Annotated in this window: 22 protein-coding genes; 17 read left to right on the top strand and 5 right to left on the bottom strand. The window is 42.9% G+C overall.

The window, feature by feature from the left end:
* Positions 1–98: 98 nt before the first annotated feature.
* Positions 99–656, bottom strand: coding sequence for a flavodoxin family protein (locus DEAC_RS16955; RefSeq protein ID WP_047811263.1), 558 nt, complete (start codon positions 654–656; stop codon positions 99–101).
* A 259-nt stretch (positions 657–915) separates the two neighbouring features.
* Here DEAC_RS16955 and DEAC_RS16960 point away from each other — a divergent pair, with 259 nt between their 5' ends.
* The 15 genes from DEAC_RS16960 (at position 916) to DEAC_RS17030 (ending at position 15029) form a co-directional block, all read left to right on the top strand.
* Positions 916–1755, top strand: coding sequence for a sulfite exporter TauE/SafE family protein (locus DEAC_RS16960; RefSeq protein WP_047811264.1), 840 nt, complete (start codon positions 916–918; stop codon positions 1753–1755).
* A gap of 5 nt (positions 1756–1760) precedes the next feature.
* Positions 1761–2132: a DUF1634 domain-containing protein gene (locus tag DEAC_RS16965; RefSeq protein ID WP_047811265.1), complete on the top strand. Its 372-nt coding sequence runs from the start codon at positions 1761–1763 to the stop codon at positions 2130–2132.
* Between the two features lie 36 nt (positions 2133–2168).
* Positions 2169–3740: a spore germination protein gene (locus DEAC_RS16970; RefSeq protein WP_200903157.1), complete on the top strand. Its 1572-nt coding sequence runs from the start codon at positions 2169–2171 to the stop codon at positions 3738–3740.
* 531 nt (positions 3741–4271) lie between these two features.
* Positions 4272–4778 carry a hypothetical protein gene (locus DEAC_RS16975; protein WP_161796466.1) on the top strand — a complete coding sequence of 169 codons (507 nt, stop codon included), beginning with the start codon at positions 4272–4274 and terminating at the stop codon, positions 4776–4778.
* 26 nt (positions 4779–4804) lie between these two features.
* Positions 4805–6310 (top strand): flotillin family protein, encoded by a 1506-nt coding sequence (locus tag DEAC_RS16980; RefSeq protein ID WP_047811267.1) that lies wholly within the window; start codon positions 4805–4807, stop codon positions 6308–6310.
* Positions 6311–6357: 47 nt separating this feature from the next.
* The gene (locus DEAC_RS16985; protein ID WP_047811268.1) at positions 6358–7044 is read left to right on the top strand and encodes a PspA/IM30 family protein; all 687 of its coding nucleotides are present in this window, start codon (positions 6358–6360) and stop codon (positions 7042–7044) included.
* Positions 7045–7274: 230 nt separating this feature from the next.
* Positions 7275–7919 (top strand): HAD family hydrolase, encoded by a 645-nt coding sequence (locus DEAC_RS16990; RefSeq protein ID WP_047811269.1) that lies wholly within the window; start codon positions 7275–7277, stop codon positions 7917–7919.
* A gap of 336 nt (positions 7920–8255) precedes the next feature.
* A complete protein-coding gene (locus tag DEAC_RS16995) occupies positions 8256–8948 on the top strand; it encodes a GTP-binding protein (protein WP_047811270.1) in 693 nt (230 codons plus the stop codon).
* A complete protein-coding gene (locus DEAC_RS17000; protein WP_047811271.1) occupies positions 8945–9976 on the top strand; it encodes an ATP-binding cassette domain-containing protein in 1032 nt (343 codons plus the stop codon). Before DEAC_RS16995 ends, DEAC_RS17000 begins: the two co-directional genes overlap by 4 nt.
* A gap of 51 nt (positions 9977–10027) precedes the next feature.
* Entirely contained in the window at positions 10028–10807 is a 780-nt protein-coding gene (locus tag DEAC_RS17005) for a DUF364 domain-containing protein (RefSeq protein WP_047811272.1), read from the top strand.
* Positions 10797–11495, top strand: a complete 699-nt coding sequence (locus DEAC_RS17010) for a class I SAM-dependent methyltransferase (protein ID WP_047811273.1) — start codon at positions 10797–10799, stop codon at positions 11493–11495. The genes DEAC_RS17005 and DEAC_RS17010 overlap by 11 nt, the downstream gene beginning before the upstream one ends.
* Before the next feature lie 3 nt (positions 11496–11498).
* Entirely contained in the window at positions 11499–12023 is a 525-nt protein-coding gene (locus DEAC_RS17015; RefSeq protein WP_047811274.1) for a nucleoside-triphosphatase, read from the top strand.
* 73 nt (positions 12024–12096) lie between these two features.
* Complete coding sequence (locus DEAC_RS17020) at positions 12097–13200, top strand: ABC transporter substrate-binding protein (RefSeq protein ID WP_047811275.1); 1104 nt, start codon at positions 12097–12099, stop codon at positions 13198–13200.
* Positions 13201–14259 (top strand): FecCD family ABC transporter permease, encoded by a 1059-nt coding sequence (locus DEAC_RS17025; protein ID WP_047811276.1) that lies wholly within the window; start codon positions 13201–13203, stop codon positions 14257–14259.
* The gene (locus DEAC_RS17030; protein WP_047811277.1) at positions 14256–15029 is read left to right on the top strand and encodes an ABC transporter ATP-binding protein; all 774 of its coding nucleotides are present in this window, start codon (positions 14256–14258) and stop codon (positions 15027–15029) included. The genes DEAC_RS17025 and DEAC_RS17030 overlap by 4 nt, the downstream gene beginning before the upstream one ends.
* On the opposite strand, the gene DEAC_RS17035 is transcribed toward DEAC_RS17030, so the two are convergent.
* From DEAC_RS17035 to DEAC_RS17050, 4 genes are all read right to left on the bottom strand, one after another.
* Complete coding sequence (locus DEAC_RS17035) at positions 15000–15287, bottom strand: gamma-glutamyltransferase (protein WP_200903158.1); 288 nt, start codon at positions 15285–15287, stop codon at positions 15000–15002. The two genes, DEAC_RS17030 and DEAC_RS17035, sit on opposite strands and share 30 nt — an antisense overlap.
* Positions 15288–15487: 200 nt before the next feature.
* Positions 15488–15874, bottom strand: a complete 387-nt coding sequence (locus DEAC_RS17040) for a hypothetical protein (RefSeq protein WP_047811279.1) — start codon at positions 15872–15874, stop codon at positions 15488–15490.
* A gap of 44 nt (positions 15875–15918) precedes the next feature.
* Positions 15919–16785: a hypothetical protein gene (locus DEAC_RS17045; protein WP_047811280.1), complete on the bottom strand. Its 867-nt coding sequence runs from the start codon at positions 16783–16785 to the stop codon at positions 15919–15921.
* Complete coding sequence (locus DEAC_RS17050) at positions 16785–17105, bottom strand: PadR family transcriptional regulator (RefSeq protein ID WP_047811281.1); 321 nt, start codon at positions 17103–17105, stop codon at positions 16785–16787. Before DEAC_RS17050 ends, DEAC_RS17045 begins: the two co-directional genes overlap by 1 nt.
* Before the next feature lie 537 nt (positions 17106–17642).
* Here DEAC_RS17050 and DEAC_RS17055 point away from each other — a divergent pair.
* Together DEAC_RS17055 and DEAC_RS17060 are read left to right on the top strand one after the other, a co-directional pair.
* Entirely contained in the window at positions 17643–18395 is a 753-nt protein-coding gene (locus DEAC_RS17055) for a hypothetical protein (RefSeq protein ID WP_242847186.1), read from the top strand.
* 339 nt (positions 18396–18734) lie between these two features.
* Positions 18735–20660, top strand: a complete 1926-nt coding sequence (locus tag DEAC_RS17060; RefSeq protein ID WP_047811283.1) for an OPT family oligopeptide transporter — start codon at positions 18735–18737, stop codon at positions 20658–20660.

Below are 20660 nucleotides of genomic sequence, written 5' to 3' on the forward strand. Positions count from 1 at the left end.
GCCGCTAAGTATTCCTATTGGGAAAGGCGGCTCGTCAATAATGTCCATTGGACATTATTGTATCTGAAGCCCTGATGTTCAGCTTTAGCTGAACGAGTTCACTCAATGTAAATTGCTTTTCCTGCTTCATAAGCCTTTACTAAAAGTTCTTTATTATTAGCTGCAGTACTGGGGTCGTTGCCGCCTGTAAGTAAAATAGTATTAACTACATTTAAGCCAAACATTTTAAGCATGGATTCATTGGTTTGAAAGGATGTTTGAAAAGCTTGTGCGTTTGGATTTCCTTGAGAATATACCATAATCAAGTTTTTAACAGCGTACCTGGGCTTGTGGTTTTCATCAAACAAGCCGCAGAGTCTATCCCATAACAATTTCATTTGTGCTGAGACATGCCAAAGATATACGGGTGACCCGAAAACCACAACATCGGCATCGATAATATAGTTAAACATGTTCTGAAAATCGTCTTGCATGACACAGTGTCCAGTTTTGCGACAAGCAAGACAGCCTTGACAGGGTTTAATGTTCATATCATATAGGTTAAAAATATTTGTTTCGGCACCAGCATCCTGTGCTCCCCTAATAACCTCTTTAACAAGAGTGACCGTATTGCCATTTTTTCTTGGACTCCCCATAAAAGCAACCACTTTTTTCATGCTCTAATTCCTCCATAATATAAAATTTAAGGTCATTATAGCACAAAAATAATCCGGTCTGTAATTGTTCTGTGTCGGGATTTCAGGCAACAAATGGTTTAATTTGACTGTTTTTGTATTAATCCACGTAACGAGCGATTCCACTGGAATTGCGACACTTAAGTATATCATATCTGGTTAGACAGTATGAAAGAGGCTATATGGCTAATACTATCAAAGTTTGGTATTAAGTGGAACTCATTTTACATAAACAAAGGGAGTGAGTTTATTGTCTACGGGTTTGAGTGTCGTGGTTTTCGCTTTCTCCTTGTTTGCTGGCTTTTTAGGATCATTACTTGGTTTAGGAGGCGGAATCATTATTATTCCTGCCTTAACGTTGGCCTTGGGCGTCCGGATTCATGAAGCCATCGGAGCCAGTATTGTTTCGGTCATTGCTACCTCAAGTGGTGCTGCGATTGCCTACGTCAGGGATAAAATAACCAATATCCGCATTGGTATGTTCCTGGAGACAGCGACAACGTTGGGAGCTATTACCGGAGCGTTTATTGCAGGTCTGATTAGTACCAGACTTTTATCCATTATTTTTGGTCTGTTATTACTCTATTCTGCATTCACTATGTTCAAAAAGCGATACTCTGATTTGCCAACGAACGTCAAGACTCATCCCTTAGCTGAACGTCTTCATCTCAATAGCGAATATTATGATAATGCTCTTCATCAAAATGTTAAGTATCAGGTAACTGGAATTTATCCCGGATATGCTGTAATGTACGGAGCCGGAGTCATCTCTGGACTGTTAGGAATTGGCAGCGGTGTTTTTAAAGTATTAGGAATGGACGTTTTTATGAAACTTCCAATGAAAGTATCTACAGCAACCAGCAATTTTATGATTGGGGTAACCGCGGCAGCCAGCGCAGGTGTTTATTTTTCCCGCGGAGATATTGATCCTCTAGTTGCGGGACCCGTCGCTCTGGGGGTTTTACTAGGCGCCAGGATAGGAACAAAAGTAATGGAACGCTTAAAAAGTAAAACCTTGCGCTTCATCTTCATCCCAGTCTTAATTTATATTGCTCTGGAAATGCTCTGGAAAGCTAGGTGATAATTATGAGTAAGAAAAATGCGGCTAAAGATTTATTTGATGCTGAGTTATTCATTAGCTCCAGTCTGCGTACAGGGGTTTATTTGTCAGCAATGGTAGTAGTAATTGGTTTATTATTGTATTTTGCAATTGGTCAATCCGGCTATCAAAGCGGTGAATTTCCCACAACCATCGGTATGGTACTTGCAGGGATCTTACGTTTTAAACCTGCATCGATAATTAGCCTTGGGCTGTTACTTTTAATCGCCACCCCTGTTTTTCGTGTTGCAGCCTCGGTTTTGATGTTTGTTTTAGAAAAAGATTACGTATACACAATCATTACGTTGTTTGTATTATGTATTCTTATTATTAGCTTTTTTTTAGGAAAAGCTTTATAGATTGCTAGATGACCATTGTTGGATTAGTAAAGCATCATGCTTTGGAATGGTAGTTATTTGAAAGGAGTAAATCACTCAATGGCAATGACAGAACCTAAAAATGAACCTCTTCCCCCGATTTCCACCAAACTAGAAGATAATATAAACTACTTGAATGAGTTGTTGGGAGTAGGGCAAGGTCCGGGACATAGCTGGGATATTATGGCGAAATCATTTAACTTCTCTAAGCTTAATATGATGTCATATGTTTTAAATGGGTATTTTCTAACGATGAATGTTGTGCTTATTCTTGATGATCTGGAGAAGCGTATTCAAACGTTTGTGACAGAAAACGAATCTTACACGCTTCACGATCTCATGAATTATCTGAATACCAATGTTGCCTTCGTCCAGGTGCAGCCTGTAACGAAGATGGAAGATGTTGTAAGGTTTATTCTTTCAGGTCCCATGGTTACTTTCGTCGATGGATATGATGCTGCACTGCTCATTGATACACGTATTTATCCGATGCGCAGTATCCAGGAGCCGGAAATTGAACGTGTTGTCCGGGGTCCCAGGGACGGGTTTACGGAAACCATGTTAATGAATACGGCGCTAATCCGGCGTCGGCTGCGGGAGCCAAGTTTACGGGCAGAACTGATGCAGGTCGGGCTTCGCTCAAAAACGGATGTCAGCTTAATGTATTTAGAGGATGTGGCCAATCCAGATACGGTAAAGACCATACGTGAACGCTTAGAATCTATTCAAACCGATATTGTGGCGATGGCTGAACAGTCCGTTACTGAGCTGATTGGCAATGTTAAATGGAATCCTTATCCGATTGTGCGTTATACCGAAAGGCCGGATGTGGCGGCGACCGCTCTTGTCGAAGGGCATGTAGTGATTGTTGTAGATACCAGTCCGGAGGTGATTATTGCACCCATTACCTTCTTTCAATTGCTGCAACACCCTGAGGAATATCATCAATACCCAAGCGTTGGCACATACAGACGTTGGACAATGCTGATTGCCGCTTTTATTACCATCTTCCTTCCAGGGTTGTTCCTTCTGGTTAATTTTCATTCTGAATTGGTGCCCAAGCAACTAGCTTTTTTCAAGGCCGATAGGACCGATCCACTGCCACTTTGGCTTGAATTAATTGTGGCTGAGGTGGCGATAGATATTCTTAGACTTGCGGTTATGACTTCTCCCTTAACCTTAGCATCTATGGTTAGTATCATGGCGGCAATCATCTTTGGCCAATTTGTGTCACAAATACACCTGTTGCAACCTGAAGTCTTAGTGTATATGGCGTTTGTGATGGTTGCCCAATTTTCTCTAACCTCGTATGATCTGGCATCAGCTAATCAGCTATCCCGTTTGTTTATTCTCGTATGTACCCAGCTTGGGTTTGCCTTCCATTTGCGGGCTGTGGGATTCGGCGTTGCTGTATTTATATGGTTAGTATATGTGATGACCCGCAAGTCGTTTGGTATCCCATATTTTTGGCCTTTGATGCCGTTTAAATGGAAAAATGGTATGGATAATGTGCTTTTACGTAAACCATTTACAACGATACATGGTCGACCGGGCGTACTTCGCCCTAAAATACAAAAGCGTGACGGTTGACAATAGAGACACTATGGAAATCAAAAGAATCCAATCGGAAATAACGCAGTTGTTGATGTGAAAAGCAATATGGGCCGTTGCCAAATGCATAAACGATCCTTATTAAACAAAATCCTGCATAAATAGTGGTTTAAATCCTCTACATATGCAGGATTTTTATTTATAAAAACGGATGGATATTCATTATGCAACGGCACCTTTTAAGCTTTTAAATAAAGGAATTTTCGGCGAAAATATTTTGTACTGCTTTAAGCAGGAAATAGTGAAAAATAGTGGAATTAGGAAAAAAAGAATGATCAAGGATAGCCGCAAATAATGCACCTTAATTATTTAACATGGTTTAATTTATTTTAGATGATTAACTGCATATTCTGTATTAATGTTGTTTTTACTAAATAACCTTAGGAAGTGATTGTAATTATGGTATTTGGTTCTAGTGTAAATTTTCTAGAGGGTATTTACATAATTTGTTTAGCTGTGGGTTTTATCCTCAGCGTCTTAAGCTTAGGTTTTGGAGGACACGGCGGGCATATGGGTCATGTTGGTCATGTTGGTCATGCCCCGCACACTACTGTCCATGCGACAAATAATAGCAGCATTGCTAATGAAAGTACGTCAGTTTATACCGTGCCAATTTTAAATATCCAGGCTATATTTGCTTTTTTGCTTGGTTTTGGGGCAGGCGGTCTTATAGGTTTTCAAGTCTTTAATATAGTTTTACTCACTCTTCCTCCTGCTTTAGTTGGGGGTATAGCATTTTGGTGGGTAGTTCGAGCAGTAATAACAGTAATGCTAAGGAATCAGACTGCTTTTTTAGACACAAAGGATACCGATGCAGTGGGGGTAACTGGTTTGGTTATATCTAATATTTCCCAAAATTCAATGGGTGAGGTTTTGTATCCTTTACAGGGTACGGATAGAATTATCCGGGCAAAGGCATTAAATGGAGGTCAAATTAATAAAGGCGTAAGTGTGGTAATAGTAAAAGTAGAAAGGGGAGTGGCTTACGTATCTTCTGCCGACTCATTTGGCAAGTAAAAAAGATTTAGAAAGGGGTAAATAAGATGATATTTTCGAGTATAATAATCGTTATTGCCGTGGCGGTTGTGGGTTTGTTAGCTATCTTAAGTATTCTTGCCCGTATGTTTCAGAAAGCAGGTCCAGATGAAGCATTAATTGTCTATGGTATGGGTGGTTCTAATGTTATTACGGGAGGCGGTCGTGTCGTCTGGCCACTTGTGCAAACCTGCAAGCGCATATCTTTAGCCTTGATGTCCTTTGACATTGCTCCGGCCAATGATTTATACACGACTCAGGGAGTGGCGGTAACTATTGAAGCGGTGTCTCAAATTAAGATTATTGACACCTCAGATGCTATTAAGACAGCGGCAGTTCAGTTTTTGTCCAAAAGTGATGAAGCTCAGGAGATTATGATTAAACAGGTCATGGAGGGTCACCTTCGCAGTATAATCGGCCAGTTAACCGTCGAACAGATTGTTAAGGAACCGGATATGGTTCAAACAAAGATGCTTGAGACCTGTCAGGGCGAGTTATCAAAGATGGGACTGGAAGTTCGCTCATTTACAATTAAGAGTGTCAAAGATCGAAATCAGTACATTGAAAACATGGGTAAACCAGAGATTGCTCGTGTACTTAAGGAGGCCGAGATAGCTAAGGCTACAGCTTTTAAAGAAAGTGAAATCCAGAAAGCAGCAGCCGAGAGGGACGCTGCCATTGCCAGAGCTGAGGCACAGCAAAAGACTGTAGAAGCTCAGACTCAATCTGAAACGCAACAAGCGGAGAATATGAAAAATCTGAATTTGAAGAAGGCTCAATATGATGCTGAAGTGCAAAAGGCACAGGCTGATAAGGAAAACGCTTACAAGCTGCGCGATGCTGAACTGCAACAGGAATTGACCAAGAAGCAGTGGACTGTTAAACAGATTGAACGTCAGGGCGAATCTGCCGTCGCTGAAGCCGAAATTGGTCGTAAACAAAAAGAATTGGAAGCTGATGTGATTAAACCTGCGGAAGCCGAAGCTCAGGCTGTGAAAATTAAGCAACAAGCTCAGGCCGAGGCGAATGCTCAGGTTACTGTGATTGAGAATAAAGCTAAAGCTGAAGCCACCGCTCTTAACATCAAGATGGAAAGCGAAGCAAAGGCTGAAGCCACCAAATCTGTTGGTACTGCCGAAGCAGATATTATTCGTTCCAAGGGTCTTGCCGAAGCTGAGGCTATTCAGGCAAAAGCCGAAGCCTTTGCTAATTACTCACAAGCGGCCATCTTAGATAAATTATTAGCCGGCTTGCCTGACCTTGCTAAAGCTGTCACGGCACCTCTTGAAAACATCGATAAGATTACGGTTGTATCTACCGGTGGGGACAATTCTGGGATGCAGAAAGTCACCCGCGATGTCACGAATATGATTGCTCAAGTTCCTGATCTCGTGGAAACTTTAACCGGCATAGATATCAAAGATGTTATTTCCAATCTGGGCGATATGAAGAAAAACATTGGTACTGCTTCAGTAAATGCTTATGATGAAGATAAAGTTGATGGAAATGTTTAAGCCATAACTATATGGGTTAGTTACTATATGAAAGGAGATTGGCGTCTATGGGGTTGTTTAGTAAGGTAAAAGATCTGCTACAAGCCAATACTATGGATCTTATATCAAAGGCTGAAGATCCGGAAAAAATGTTAAATCTTTACGTAGAACGAGCAACGGAGGAAGTTCGCAATTTTCAAATTCAAGTCAACCGTGCTTTAGCGGATAAAATTCTACTTGAGGAACGCATTGAAGGCTTGAATAAGGAAATTAAAGTACGCGGCGAACAGGCTGAACTTGCTGTACAGCAGGGAAAGGATGATTTGGCTAGGAATGCCTTAACGTATAAAAAACAAGCTGAGATCAGCAAGAGTGATTATGAGTCTCAACTTCTAGAGCAGACCAAATCAGTAAAAGATCTTCGGGATAATCTCCGTGTACTTTCGGAGAAACTGGAAAAGGCTAAGCTGGAACGTAATGATTTGGTTATGCGTCAACGGCGGGCGGAAACAATGAAAAAGGCGAATGAGGCTGTATCCGGACTTTCCTCCCATGACCCGTTAGGAGATTTTGAGCGAATGAAAGATCGGGTTGAACGTATGGAGGCAGAAGCCAAGGCATCTGGAACAATGGTGCACACCAGTACAATTGAAAGGCAATTTGCAGAGCTAGAAGCGAGTAAGGTCAATTCTCAAATTGAGGATGAGTTAGTAAAACTTAAACAAGAAAATAAAATCGAATTAAATAAGAATTAGGGTAACTCCATTAAATATGCTACAGTAAAGAGAGGCTTAGAGTAAAAAGTCTGTTTCCTGGATTTTAGGAGACAGTTTTTTTTTTTGCATTTTTCAGCTATAGAATATATCTTATTCATGATATCATGGATCAAGATGTTTGGGTTAGATTAGAGTTGACTTCTTCTGATCTGACGTATCGGTAGAAGTTATGATTTAAGATTATATTTAAAGGGGATGGGTAATAAAAAATGAGTATCGATAGTATTATTTTTGATTTAGATGGCACTCTCTGGAATTCAATAGCAGGAATTTGTGAAGCATGGAAAACAGTATTAGCAAACTATCCAAACATTACAACGGTAATAACTCCTGAAGATATGGAGAGATGCATGGGGCTTCCAATGGATGAAATACGCAAAAGGTTATTTCCGGATCTAGATGAGAAGTTTCAAATCAAATTATTAGAAGAATTCTGTGAAACCGAACAAGTTTTTTTAGGTGAACATGGGGGGATTTTATTCCCTAAACTAGAAGAAACACTTAAAGAGTTATCAAAAAAGTACAAGTTATTCATAGTTAGTAATTGTCAGGATGGCTACATACAATGCTTCTTTAAGGCACATAACTTAAGTGAGTATTTCGATGATTTTGAGTGTTGGGGGGCAACAGGATTATCAAAAGGAGAAAATAATAAACTTATAATGAAAAGAAATAAGCTGAAAAAGCCAATTTATGTAGGTGATACTAATGGTGATGCCGAGTCAGCAAAAGTAGCAGGAATTCCTTTTGTATATGCAAGTTACGGTTTTGGGAATGTTGAAGAATATGATTATGCTATTGATAGCTTTGAAGAATTATTAACTTTATCCAATCATAAGACTATCACTTCGTAAGTGGGAGTGGATCTCCCCCACCGAAGTCTCGTTGTTCAGCTCTAGCTGAACAAGTTCACTCTGATTTTGCAATATAGAAGTTGGTTCTACTTAACCCACATGCCGGTTGAGGCGGAGAGTCGCCATGACCGGTATTTTTGTTTTGGATTAAAAAGATGTAAGCTTCCTAGTGACCAAATATAAATGAATATAACTGTAAATAAACTAATAAAAACTAACAAAAACATATATAAATGAACTGGACAAAGACTTAAATAACGTATAAATTTAATACATAGCAAACTAACACTACAAGATCAAACATAACTCATCCAGAGAAATGGGGAGAAGGTTGTTATGAAGCTGATAACAGTTGCCGGTCCGCCATCTTCAGGCAAAACATCTGTCATACTTAAGCTGATCGAATGTATGAACTGTGATAAAGGCAGCATCGGTGTTGTGAAATTTGACTGCCTGACTTCTTTTGATAATCTCAGCTATGAAGAGGCCGGAATTCCCGTGCAAACCGGATTTTCCGGGAAAATATGCCCAGACCATTATTTTGTGAGCAATATTGAGGACGCAGTACAATGGGGAGTTCACTCCGGTTTTGAGATGCTCATCACGGAGAGCGCCGGCCTTTGTAACCGCTGTTCCCCCTATATCCGGGGAATTTTGGCAGTTTGCGTGATAGACAATCTGTCTGGAGTCAATACTCCCCGCAAAATAGGACCCATGCTCAAATTTGCGGATATTGTGGTTGTGACTAAAGGGGATATTGTTTCTCAGGCTGAACGGGAAGTATTTGCTTTTAATATAAGGCAAGTGAATTCAGCGGCCAAGGTGATAGTTGTCAATGGGATAACCGGGCAAGGAGCCTTCATTCTGGCGAAATATTTGCGGCAGGCCGTGGAGATCCAGAGCCTGACAGATACAAAACTGCGCTTTACAACACCTGCTGCCGTTTGCTCTTACTGTACCGGGGAAACTAAAATAGGAGCGCCTTATCAGATGGGAATGATGAAGAAAATGGAGTTTAAGAACCTATGACATTCAATGATTTTATGATGATCTTGGACAGCAAACCACTGGATGAGGTTTTGAAGGAATATCCCATTGGCTGGGATTTCTTGGCCAATTTTCGCCTAAACAATTTAGCAAAAGAACTCCCTTTCTCCCAGGCCCTGCTGAAGGTGGACGACGAAGCTCTTGCCGAATTCGGTTTAGATCGGTTCGAAGCTTTAAAGACCTTTGGAGTGTTTCTTGAGCAATTCACCCCCAAGGAGAATCTTCTGGAAGAGGTTAAGTCGATTACGATTAGTGGTGGTTGGGATAAATCCAGGACGCCGGAAAATATCAGCCTGACCATTTCCGCCGGGGAAATCATCAGCATTGTCGGGCCGACAGGCTCAGGGAAAAGCCGCCTTCTCAATGACATTGAGTGCTTGGCTCAGGGAGACACTCTCACTGGCAGGAGAATCCTGGTCAATGGGGCCGAGCTGGACGAACTTCAGCGCTTCGAGATGGAAGGGAAATTGGTTGCCCAGCTTTCCCAGAATATGAATTTTGTCATGGACCTGACGGTTCGTGAATTTCTGGAGATGCATGCCAGATGCCGGCTTACTCCCAATATTGGCGAAGTGGTGGCCATCTGTTTTCAACGTGCCAATCAGCTGGCCGGGGAGAAATTCTCTGAAGACACGCTAGTAACTCAGCTCAGTGGTGGGCAGTCTCGGGCTCTGATGATCGCAGACACCGCATATATGAGCGACTCTCCTATCATCTTGATTGATGAAATCGAAAATGCCGGGATCAACCGGCGTCAGGCTATTGGGCTGCTGGCTAAAAGAGAAAAGATTATATTTGTTTCCACTCATGATCCTCTTTTGGCACTGAGTGCCCATAAGCGGATCATTATTAAAAACGGAGGGATTGCCAAAGTCATCGGCATTTCCGAGGAAGAAAAGAAAAGTCTGGGGATGATTGAAAATCTCGATAATACTATGCAAAGGTTGCGTACTGCCTTGCGGGCCGGGGAATTAATTCATATGAAGGATTTGAACGGGCCGAGTTTTTAACTTTTCAATATCAGTAATAAGGTTTACAGATACTATCAAGGGAGGACTAAAATGTGGGAATTATATGATGCTTTAATAGAAGGGATACCCGAAGATTATTTGATTGACGAGCTGGTATGCGGTTACCACTATTCCTATGTCCGCAGCGGAGAGGGTTCTGGGGTGGCTGCGGGGCGGTTTTATGATCAGCGGATGCCCATGTTCAGTAAAAACCTCTTGGGTGCACCTCTGCGCGAAGTGGCAGCTTGTGTAAAATCATGGAACTTAATAGAGGCGGCCCTAGGTGCCGCGGCCCTGAACGCTTACTACAACAATCCTCAAGTGGCCAGAGACAATGGGGTGGAGTTCTCCGATGCCCAGCGCGTGGAAGACCGGCGCTATGATCCATTTATCATGTCCCAAAATGTTGTGAAAGGGAAAAGGGTTGTGGTAGTCGGACATTTTCCTTACCTGGAGAATCTGCTGGAACCAGTCTGTGACTTTTCTATTATTGAATGGGACCCCTTAGAAGGAGACTACCCTATGCCGGCCTGTGAGTATCTGCTTCCTGAAGCAGATTACGCCTACCTTACCTGTACAGCCCTAGTGGATAAAACCCTGCCCCGGCTTTTAGCATTGACCGAAAACGCTGTCCGAGTCAGCTTAGTGGGACCTGCTACCCCTTTGGCCCCAGTGCTTTTTGATTACGGGGTTGATGAATTGTCCGGATTTCTCATTAAAGACAATCAGCGGGCGTTCCGGGTTGCCGCCGGAGCAGAACAGGTCAAGATCTTCGCCACAGGGCAAAAAGTCGCGTTTAAGGCAGAAAGACGGCGGAATCATGAATTTTGAATGGAATCCCCAAACCATCCGCTGGTATGAAGAGGCCAACAATTATTCCGGGTTTTTCGGAAATTTGGCGGGGCTGATTGCTCCCAGGCTGCAAGGCTATTCCAGCCTCTGCGATATCGGCTGTGGGTTAGGCCTGCTTGATCTGGAGCTCAGCCAGAGCATCAACAGGATCACTTGTATCGATATTAACCGTAATGCCTTGGCAGCCTTACAGAAAAATATGGAGACCAGAAACATTACCAACATTACCCCCCGGCTCCTGGATTGCCGGAATCTTGAGGGAGAGTGGGATGTCATCTGCGTTTGTTTTTTTGGCAGCAAAGAAATTGAAGAATTCCTCTCTCACTGCCGAAAGCTGATTGCCGTAGTGGGGAAACAGCAACAGACAGAGCTGTACCCAGAGAAATACCGGGAATTTCGCAAGAATACCGCTGAAAATCTGGAGTTGGTTCTCAAGGAGCAAGGGAGGGATTACCTTCTTACGGAAGCTGCCTTTGAGTTCGGTCAGCCCTTTCGTTCTCGGGCCGATGCTGATAGTTTTATTCGAACCCATTGCCCGGCCATCATTTCGGAGGAGTTACACAGCTTTCTAAGCGAGTCTCTCCGAGTGACCGGGGATCCTCAGTTCCCCTTAATCATCCCTCGCTTGAAATCCTTTGGGGTATTCGAGATTAAAGGCGGGTTGTAAGCAATGCATATCTTTCTAACCGGCGATATCCAAATAGGCAAAAGTACAGTCATTAACAAAACTCTGAATTTATTAAAGATAACTCCTCAGGGCTTTCGGACTTACTTTGGACCTGACCGGGCTATGGAGGACAGGCTGCTTTATCTGAATTCCGCGGCGTTGCCCCAGGTCTGCTGTGAAGAAAAGGCTATTGTACGTTTTGGGGCAGGGCGGCCGCCGGAGGTTTTGAGCGAAAGGTTCGATGGCTATGGAGCCCAGCTGATTCGTTCGGTCAGGGCTGATTCGGATTCAGCCCTGATTTTAATGGACGAATGTGGCAGCCTGGAGAGCGGGGCTCTGGTATTTCAGCAGGAGATTTTAGCTGCCCTCGCAGGCACCAAGCCTATACTCGGGGTCATCAAACTGGCCAGCACCGGCTGGACGGACCAAATCAGAGAGCACGCCAAGGTGACCCTGCTTACGGTAACCCGTGAAAACAGAGACCGACTGCCGCAGCTACTGGCTGATTTACTCAGCGATGTTCTTTAATTTTTAGATCGGGATTATGTAAAATAAATATAAACAAACATAAACAAAAAAATATAGATTGAGGAGAGTCGAAATGAAAAGTAAACGGTTTAAATTTATCGCCTGGGCTATATGTGCTGTTATTCTGACCTTTTCTATCGCAGGTTGTTCAACTACTTCCGCCACACAGCCGGCCTCGCAGTCACCTTCAGCCGCAGCGTCGGATAAGCGGGAAATAACCGACATGCTGGGCAATAAAGTTAAGATCCCGGCTAAGGTCAACAAAGTATTCTGCACAAGCCCGATCGGGACCTACATTGTCTATACCTTAGCCCCGAATAAGCTGCTGGGCTGGAACTCCAAGATGTCGGAGGACGAGCTTAAATACATAAGCCCTAAATACAAAAACCTTCAAGTTCTGGGCGGAAATATGGGCGGTCAAAACACGTTCAATACGGAAGCAATCACCGCCCTTTCTCCCGACATCATTTTGGACTTTGCTTACAATGGTCAAACCAGCGACATGGTAACTGAGCTGGGCAAGCAAACCGGAATCCCTGTTGTAATAATGGACGGTGCCTTGAAATCGACCGCTGCTTCTTACCGCTTGCTGGGGAAAATACTTGGCGTGGAAGATAGAGGAAACATGTTGGCCGATTATGTTCAGAAATCTCTCGATCGAACTGCCGCTATGGTCGCCAAAGTCCCTGCCGACGAAAAGGTCAAAATTTATTATGCTGAAAGCGCGGATGGCCTCAAAACGGATGGCAACGATTCAATGCATACTGAGGTTATTAATTTCGTAAACGCAACCAATGTTGTCACTATGGATACATCATCGTCAGGCAAAGGTGCTTCCGTTTCCATGGAGCAGGTCTTGAAATGGAACCCCGATGTTATTCTGGCCAACTCTCGGATGGGCGGGAGTAACTTCCTTAAAACTATCTATAGCGACAAAACCTGGGCCGGCGTTAAAGCTGTTCAGAACAAGAGAATTTACGTACCCGCTTCATTGCCTTTCGGTTGGTTTGACCGTCCTCCCTGCATTGCGAGAGTTATGGGCGTAGAATGGCTGGCAGCTAAATTGTATCCGGAGTATGTCAAAGTGGATTTGAAGAGTGATGTTAAAAATTTCTACAAGACCTTCTACGGTGTAGAGATCACAGATGCTCAAGCAGAATCGCTAATTAATAGTTAAATGGGCAGTATGAAAAAATTAGAGAGTAAAATAAAAACTTCTCGACAGCGCCCGTTAATTTCGGTGATGGCGGCTTTGGCCCTTTTACCCCTTGCCGCCTTTTTAGTATCCCTTAGCTTTGGAAGATACGGTATTCCGCTGCCGCAGCTTATGCAGATTCTTTTCGGTAAATTGTGCGGACTGACTCCGACCTGGCCGGATACGTTGGAGAAGGTTTTATTCAACGTTCGGATTCCCCGCATCCTGTGTGCCATGATGGTAGGGGCGGCTTTGGCAGGCTCCGGCGCTGCTTATCAGGGAGTTTTTAAGAACCCTATGGTTTCCCCGGATATCCTGGGAGCATCGGCCGGAGCGGGCTTCGGAGCAGCTTTCGCCATCCTGAATAATTACAATGTTATAGGCATTGAACTAACCGCTTTTCTCTTCGGAATAGCGGCCGTCGCTTTAACTTATTTTCTAGGGCAGGCTATAGGACGAAATATGAATACCGTACTTATTCTTGTGCTTACGGGTATGGTTGTGCAAAGTCTTTTCAGCGCTTTTACTTCAGTAATAAAGTATGAGGCTGACCCGAACAATAAACTGCCCGAAATCACGTTCTGGCTAATGGGCGGACTTACATCGTCGACGCAGAAACAGGTTTGGATGATGGCTTTCCCTTTTCTTGCCGGATTAGTGATACTTTTTCTATTGCGCTGGAAAATAAACATTCTCTCTTTCGGTGATGAGGAAGCCAAGGCCCTGGGAATAGATACTCTGAAAATCCGGGTTATTTTAATAATGGCCTCAACTCTACTTACTTCAGCATCAATAGCCATCTCAGGTATGATAGGCTGGGTGGGCTTGATCATCCCTCACCTAGCGCGTCTTATCGTCGGGCCGAACTATAAGGTTTTACTGCCCGCTTCCGTCTTGATGGGAGCGGCATTTCTTCTGCTTGTTGACGATGTGGCCCGGACGGTGCTCGTAACTGAAATACCCTTGAGCATCTTAACGGCGATTATCGGTGCCCCGTTTTTTATCTATTTATTGCTTAAAGGAAGGAGCTCTTGGGAATGAAGCTGGAGGTATGTTCCGCTGTTTGCGGATACGGCAAGAGAGATGTGATAAAGGGAATTTCTTTCAGCGTTTCATCCAAGGAAATTTTTTGCCTGCTCGGCCCTAATGGGGTGGGCAAGACCACATTGTTTAAGACAGTGCTCGGTTTTTTGAAGCTGCGGGGAGGCTCAATTAAAGTGGACGGAGAAGATATCAGCCAATGGTCAAGGAAAAAATATGCTCAGGTCATAGGTTATGTCCCCCAAACCCATACTCCTCCCTTTCCTTTCGCTGTTTCAGATGTAGTTATTATGGGACGGACGGCTCACCTGGGTTCTTTCTCAACTCCTGCCCTGACGGATAGAACCATTGTTAGGAATGTAATGGAAGAGTTGGGTATAATGCATCTTAAAGACAGGATATATACAGAGATAAGCGGAGGTGAGCGGCAGATGGTCTTAATAGCCAGGGCACTTGCCCAGCAGCCCCAGTTTCTTGTTATGGACGAACCAACTTCTAATCTTGATTTTGGCAACCAAATGCTGGTGCTTCGTCAGATAAGAAAGCTGAGCTCTAGGGGAATAGGAGTCATAATGACGTCTCATTTTCCAGATCACGCCTTTTTATGCTCCTCAAAGGTAGCCCTGCTCCGTAAAGAAGGTTTTGAGATAGGCAGGCCCGACGAAATAGTGACGGAAGAAAATCTTCAGGAAGTATATGGCGTAAGTGTAAAAATAACCAGCATACCGGTGCCCGGCGGTTTAGTCAAGGCCTGCGTTCCGCTGATTTAAGGAACCCAAAGCCCATTTAATATCGTGCCCCCTCCGAGCAAGGTCTTGAGCAATATGCTCAGGCAATTGATGCTCAATTTCTACTGTTTTTCCTTCAATCCACTGCCAGCGCGGAGCATCTAAAGCCGCTTGGGGGTTTAAAGCAAAATCCAGGCAATTCATGATAACCTGCACATGGCCTTGCGGTTGCATAAAGGCTCCCATCACTCCGAAAGGTCCTACTGCCTCTGATATTCTATTGCTAAGAGAGGAGGTCATTAAGTGGATTCGTTAAAAACGAGAATGACGCATTAACTTATATTGAGGAGAATCTTACCAATGATATCGAAAATCAATCGATCGGAAATCCGCCTCTTTGCCGAAATCAGCTGGTGACCGCTCTTGTATCGTGTTACTACAAATGCCGTCCACTCTGTGTAGTGAACGGCATTTGTAGTATAATTGGGAGTCTATTTCACTTATTGGGCCTTTACTACCATGAACATCCGTCGAATTCTCCATCCCAAGTACCCTAATGCTGTCCCACAAAGCAATCCGAACAAGGACGGTAAAATGATTAGAGGGATGAGAATTAGAACCTGAGTTACCGAATGAATATTTTGGTTATCAAACCATAAATATGCGTAAGACACGAAAAAACCGAAGACAGCTCCCATCCTATATGAATCGTTTTTGCTCGTCCCAAGCCAGGCGGTTACCAAAAGGACTAAGACACCCCATGGTACTGCATTTACCAATGCTTTTCCTTGGGCAATGCTGAGTCGACTAAAAATAAACCCGGTAACTAAGGCAAGAAGTATCGTAAACCAATATCGAGTCGGTGGTTTAGTATAAGTGTGTTTCATTATATACCCCCTAACGTAAACTTCAGGTGGGACAGAGCCCGAGTTCACTCTTGTATAAACTGTTCAAATTGTACGACTGTACCACGTTTAAATCCAATTACAGCAAAGATTGTACCAAGTGACATTATAATAATGCCTGTAATGAACATCGTGCTGCTCACATCTTGTGTGATAAATAATTGGGGTGCGTTAGCAGTAATCCTGGTGATTAAGATGGTTGATAGAACTAGTGATGCTAACATGCCAAACAAGATTATTATTTCGGGGATATATACGAATTTCAGTTCGGATAATTGAAATTCAGTTCTTGCTATTACAAATGAAACTGCGACGATTCCCACAACTAAAAGGAGAGCCGAAAGTAAAAGGTATCCAATCAAAATGTTATAAATATGAGCTTGCGGGTGCCAAATTGCAAGGATTACCGTTATAATTGCGAATAAGAGCAGGCATGAAACAGCTACCCTAAATGAGCTTAACACATTTTGTTTTCTATCCCTGTATGCTCTTCTAACCGAAATATAGAAAATAGGTAAACCGCCTATCAGAAATGCTAAAAAAGAGATAAATCCAACAATAAAAATTGCGTTATGCATGACTCCAAATTCAGGATGAATTGTATTTATCATTTGAAAATCCGGAATTGGGTCGTTAAGACGTTGAAGTAAACTCCATCCGATTCCATATAACATAAAAGAACAAAAAATCATCACAATTCCTGACCGCACACGATCTAACATAAATGAAATCTCCTCCGTAAAACCATTGTAATGAAAATTAGCATCTAAAGCCCCTAATAGTAAGTCAAAGACTGTAGATGGTGTAATTTTGTGATCTTCTAGAACTGTCAGCATTTCATCTTCGTAACGTTCACGCCAAACACGGGGATAGAGTTTTAATAACCATCGCATCAAAATCCCTCCAGTGTTGCTAATCGTTTTTTTCCAACCATGGAAACTTGTTCTAAGGTTGCAACTTGCTCCCTAAGAGCTATTATCCCTTCACTAGTGAGGCGATAAGGGCGACGCCTTTCCTCAGTAACCAGAGCTTCAATCCATCCCTGTTTCTCTAGCCGCGAAATCGCACCATAGAGTGTACCGGGCTCTAGCTGAGTACCACAAAATAACTTAATATCTTCCATCATAGCGTATCCATGTTTCGGTCCATTTGCTAGACTTGAAAGGATAAGAAACGACGCATCCGAAAAACGTCCTAATTCATTACTTCTCATAAACAATTCCCCCTCTTTATTAAGCAAAACTTACTAAGCCATACTTACTAAGTACAACTGAATAATAGCGTATTCTTTAACTACTGTCAATATTTATCAGATCGTAAGACATCCACTTTTACAAATGGGGCTGGTTCTCATACCTGGGTAGAGTCCATCTTTCAGCGCGATAGCATTTGTTATTGGCTAAGCGCTTTCAGCGTTAGCTGAACAATTCTTTGTATTGTTCATAATAATATGAAGGTAATCGATTGAAGCATAGAGAATCTCTAAAAATTGGTATGTCATCGAGTATGTATCAACTTCATACAGATATTCTGAGGAATGGAGGACTGAAAGATGGAGAAATACCCTTTACCCGAGGATGATAAGTTTAAGACGTGGCAGAAACGACTTAAAGCAACATGGTTCATAGGGCTCGTTCTAATCATTTTTACCAGCCTTGGAATTAGTCTTGTATGGAATAGAGCAGGAAGTGCGGTTTATAAAGATATCCTCTCAGTAACAGATGTTAAACACACCGTCATGCAATCCGGTTTGTCATTAACTTCAAATTTAATGGTGAACCCAGCTGATTACAAAATGGGTCAAGTTGAACCCCAAATTTATGAAATCAAGAATTTTGATGGAATGCTATTTATCTATAAGTTTACTTCTATTGGGGAGAGGGATACAATCTATGATCAATGGCAAGACACTAATGAGAAAAAAAGTAATGGTTCAAACTTAAATATGTTTTCGCCAAAATGGCAATATAATCTAGCTTACGCCGCCAAAAATACAATCATAGTTGTTTGTTTGAGTCAGTTTCCCGGCGAAGAGTATGCGCAGAAAATTTCACCGAGACTAAGGAACTTAGGTAAGGCAATTTTTTATAATTTAAATGAAGGACAACAAATAGTGTATCAAGGAGAAGGAAATAATTGGCGAGGAAAAGTCATCGTAAATTATTACAATCACTTTTGGACAGATGATAAAGGGGTTCTCCGAGATGATTGCTGGAATCATAGGCAACCCGTAATGGAGTTTAAAGGGGACCCTGGTAATATTCAGGGAGATTTTAGTTATGAATTTAAGTCTGCCATTGATGAATTTGGGGGAACAGATTCTAAGGGGTTTGATGCAAGCCGATTCACTGGAAATGATAGTGCTGCGAACTATGGTTGTGTAATACTTGGTTTTGGAGGGATAGGTGGGAGCGGGGCGATGCCTCCAAAAGATAATGTTTATACGCTTACAGTTAAATGGAATAACAAGCAGGAGACTTTCGATTTAAAGGCTTCCGAGTAAGACAATATATGTTATCCAATCGTAAGACTCCCACTTTAAGCGGGAGTGGTTCCCATACCTTGCTTGTTTAGCTTTAGCGTGAACGAGTTCACTTACCTTGTTGATTGACTATTTTGTTGAACTTGATTCAAAGCTTTTGAGAACACCATTAAGATAATGTACATACTGATCCTTTACGCAAAGAAACCCCCATCACGAATGATGAGGGTTTCTTTGGCAGTCTCATAAAAGACTAGTATAAAAACGGTGTCGCATAATTATTTTGATATTTGAGCGCAAAAAGCAGAATACTATAAAATGATGTCGAAATATTAAAATTTAGGCTAGGAGGTAAAGTGAATGGAAAAGAGAGGTTTGGATCATTCGGCTTACGGTGGAGTCAATGGAGAAGATTACATCCCATACATACCTGCCAGCGAAGCCATGCCTGAGATCACAGTAGTTTCGTTAGTCATGGGGGTTTTATTTGCCGCACTATTTGCTGCCGCCAATACATATCTCGGACTTAAGGTAGGCATGACAATTGCCGCTGGGATTCCATCGGCGGTCCTGGCTACAGGAATACTTAAAGGACTTTTCAAACACAACAATGTCTTAGAAGCTAACATGATTCAATCCATTGCCGCTATGGGTGAAGCTTTGGCAGGCGGGATAATTTTTACTTTACCGGCTATTATTATTTGGGGGTTAGAGTTAAAATTATCAACGATCATAGTCGCTACATTGCTCGGGGGATTGATAGGTATTTTCTTCGTCGTTCCCTTGCGTAAATATCTGACGGTTGAAGAACACGGGAAACTTATTTTTCCTGAAAGTATGGCAGCTGCCGAAATCCTGGCTACCGGCAGTTCCGGCGGCACTGGATTTAAGACGGTACTTACAGGTTTGTTGTATGGCGGCGGTTATAAACTGTTATCCGGTGGTTTTGCACTCTGGATGGAGGAACCGGAATGGACAATCAAACCCTTGCAGAGTACTGTCTTTGGTGTCGATACATTGGCATCGCTTGCCGGAGTCGGTTTTATCATCGGTATCGAAGCTGCTCTATACATGTTTGCTGGTGCACTGGTGGCCTGGTTCGGGTTAATCCCTTTAATTAAATACGTAGGTGCAGGGCTTACTACACCATTGTTCCCTTCCACGACCTTAATCTCGAAAATGAGTGCTTCAGCGATCTGGAGCAGTTATATCAGATATGTGGGGGCAGGAGCTGTGGCAGCAGGTGGATTTATCAGTTTAGGCAGATCATTGCCCACGATTGGCCGCTCATTCAAATCAGCGATGGGGGGACTGGGTAAAGGAACTGTCAGTGATAAACGTACAGATATAGATGCGCCGATAATTTGGGTTATTGGGGCGGCAGTCTTTGTATTCCTTCTTGCTTGGTTATTGCCTATGATTTCTATCGGACCGATTGGGTCTCTTCTGGTTGTTATTTTTGCTTTCTTCTTTGCCGTGGTTTCTGCGCGGATGTGCGGAATCGTCGGTGCTTCCAATAATCCGGTTTCCGGAATGACCATCGCTTCCTTGCTTTTTATCACGGCTGTGTTAAAAGCTACAGGGTTAACTGGTCAGCAGGGGATGGTCGCTGCTATCCTGGCAGGTTCTATTGTCTGTATAGCCATTGCAGTATCCGGTGATGCGGCCCAAGCCCTAAAGACTACCCATATCATTGGGGGGACGCCGAAACGAGTGGAATTCAGCATGTATGCCGGTGTAGCATTCGCCTCTGTTTTTTCCGGTTTGGTTTTGCTCATGCTAAATCATACCTACGGGATTGGTTCCGATGCTGTTGCTGCACCTCAGGCGACCTTGATGTCCATGGTTGTTAAAGGTGTTATGACAGGTCAAATACCCTGGATTCTTGTTATTATCGGTGTTACGTTCGGTGTGATGTGTGCCTTAATGAGATTGCCGGTTTTACCAGTGGCACTTGGTCTCTATTTGCCGATTCATCTCAGTGCTGGTATCTTAGTAGGAGGTTTGATCAGAGTTTTTGTTGATCGGAAGTTCCGTAATAATAGTGATCAATTAAAGGAAAAGGTGGAAAAAGGAATCCTGCTGGCCTCCGGGCTTGTTGCCGGGGATGCGATTATGGGCATCGTGATTGCGGTATTTGCTACGTTGAGTATTAATATCGGCTTTGGAGCTAATATTTTACCGGGAATTACCGGAAGCCCCTATACGGCAATGCTTCTTTATATTCTGTTAGCTGTCTGGATGTACCGGGTTACTGTCAAGAAAGATACGAAACAGAATGGGTGA

The organism is Desulfosporosinus acididurans, assembly GCF_001029285.1.
Classification (GTDB): Bacteria; Bacillota; Desulfitobacteriia; order Desulfitobacteriales; family Desulfitobacteriaceae; genus Desulfosporosinus; species Desulfosporosinus acididurans.

Bases quoted from the DNA above. Each gene is read 5' to 3' on its own strand.
- DEAC_RS16955 (WP_047811263.1), bottom strand. From the start codon at position 656: ATGAAAAAAGTGGTTGCTTTTATGGGGAGTCCAAGAAAAAATGGCAAT.
- DEAC_RS16965 (WP_047811265.1), top strand. From the start codon at position 1,761: ATGAGTAAGAAAAATGCGGCTAAAGATTTATTTGATGCTGAGTTATTC.
- DEAC_RS16970 (WP_200903157.1), top strand. From the start codon at position 2,169: ATGCTTTGGAATGGTAGTTATTTGAAAGGAGTAAATCACTCAATGGCA.
- DEAC_RS16975 (WP_161796466.1), top strand. From the start codon at position 4,272: ATGGGTCATGTTGGTCATGTTGGTCATGCCCCGCACACTACTGTCCAT.
- DEAC_RS16980 (WP_047811267.1), top strand. From the start codon at position 4,805: ATGATATTTTCGAGTATAATAATCGTTATTGCCGTGGCGGTTGTGGGT.
- DEAC_RS16985 (WP_047811268.1), top strand. From the start codon at position 6,358: ATGGGGTTGTTTAGTAAGGTAAAAGATCTGCTACAAGCCAATACTATG.
- DEAC_RS16990 (WP_047811269.1), top strand. From the start codon at position 7,275: ATGAGTATCGATAGTATTATTTTTGATTTAGATGGCACTCTCTGGAAT.
- DEAC_RS16995 (WP_047811270.1), top strand. From the start codon at position 8,256: ATGAAGCTGATAACAGTTGCCGGTCCGCCATCTTCAGGCAAAACATCT.
- DEAC_RS17000 (WP_047811271.1), top strand. From the start codon at position 8,945: ATGACATTCAATGATTTTATGATGATCTTGGACAGCAAACCACTGGAT.
- DEAC_RS17005 (WP_047811272.1), top strand. From the start codon at position 10,028: ATGTGGGAATTATATGATGCTTTAATAGAAGGGATACCCGAAGATTAT.
- DEAC_RS17010 (WP_047811273.1), top strand. From the start codon at position 10,797: ATGAATTTTGAATGGAATCCCCAAACCATCCGCTGGTATGAAGAGGCC.
- DEAC_RS17015 (WP_047811274.1), top strand. From the start codon at position 11,499: ATGCATATCTTTCTAACCGGCGATATCCAAATAGGCAAAAGTACAGTC.
- DEAC_RS17020 (WP_047811275.1), top strand. From the start codon at position 12,097: ATGAAAAGTAAACGGTTTAAATTTATCGCCTGGGCTATATGTGCTGTT.
- DEAC_RS17025 (WP_047811276.1), top strand. From the start codon at position 13,201: ATGGGCAGTATGAAAAAATTAGAGAGTAAAATAAAAACTTCTCGACAG.
- DEAC_RS17030 (WP_047811277.1), top strand. From the start codon at position 14,256: ATGAAGCTGGAGGTATGTTCCGCTGTTTGCGGATACGGCAAGAGAGAT.
- DEAC_RS17035 (WP_200903158.1), bottom strand. From the start codon at position 15,287: ATGACCTCCTCTCTTAGCAATAGAATATCAGAGGCAGTAGGACCTTTC.
- DEAC_RS17040 (WP_047811279.1), bottom strand. From the start codon at position 15,874: ATGAAACACACTTATACTAAACCACCGACTCGATATTGGTTTACGATA.
- DEAC_RS17045 (WP_047811280.1), bottom strand. From the start codon at position 16,785: ATGCGATGGTTATTAAAACTCTATCCCCGTGTTTGGCGTGAACGTTAC.
- DEAC_RS17050 (WP_047811281.1), bottom strand. From the start codon at position 17,105: ATGAGAAGTAATGAATTAGGACGTTTTTCGGATGCGTCGTTTCTTATC.
- DEAC_RS17060 (WP_047811283.1), top strand. From the start codon at position 18,735: ATGGAAAAGAGAGGTTTGGATCATTCGGCTTACGGTGGAGTCAATGGA.